This window comes from Geminicoccus harenae, assembly GCF_019800005.1.
Classification (GTDB): Bacteria; Pseudomonadota; Alphaproteobacteria; order Geminicoccales; family Geminicoccaceae; genus Geminicoccus; species Geminicoccus harenae.
The window spans coordinates 1-779 of record NZ_JABGCL010000206.1; the positions used below are offsets into that span (position 1 = coordinate 1).

The 779-nt window shown below is 67.4% G+C and carries 1 pseudogene; it reads left to right on the plus strand.

Features of this window, described 5'->3' with window-relative positions:
* A pseudogene (locus HLA95_RS27610) lies at positions 1–779 on the plus strand (IS5 family transposase); the annotation flags it as partial.

Sequence of the window (779 nt, forward strand, 5' to 3'; positions counted from 1 at the left end):
GAGGCGCAATGGGTGCGGATCGCATCGCTGCTGCCGGGCAAGGCTGGTGACCCGGGCCGCCGGGGGGCGGACAACCGCTTGTTCGTGAACGGATGTTTGTGGGTGCTGCGCTCGGGTGCGCACCCTCGGCGGTCTCCTGACCGCCGATCCTCCGGATAGCGGATCATCCGTCTGCTGACGGATGATGGCGCGACCTGCCGGAGCGTTACGGCAAGTGGAAGACGGTGCACCGCCGGTTCAGCCGCTGGTGCCATGCTGGCGTATGGGAGCGGGTGTTCGGCGCGTTGACCGCTGACCGGAACAACCAGTACCTCATGATCGACAGCACCATCGTCCGGGCGCACCAGCAGGCGGCGAGCGGAAAAGGGGGGCTCAAGATCAGGCGCTGGGGCGTTCCCGAGGCGGACTGACCACGAAGGTCCACCTGCTCGCCGACGCGCTTGGCCGGCCGCTCAAGCTCATCGTCACCGCAGGCCAGGTCGGCGACATCACGCAAGCACCAGCGCTGCTCGACGGACAGGCCGGCGGTGCCGTGCTTGCCGACAAAGCCTATGACAGCAATGCCTTGCGCGCCGCGATCGCCAGCATGGGTGCCAAGGCGGTGATCCCATCGAACCGTTGCCGCCGGGTCGCCGTTGCGCATGACCCCACCGCTTACAAGCTGCGCAACCAGATCGAGCGATGCTTCGGCAGGCTCAAGCACTTCCGGCGCTTTGCCACCCGCTACGACCGGCGCACCATTCACTTCTCCGGCTTCGCCCACCTCGCCGCCGCCATGA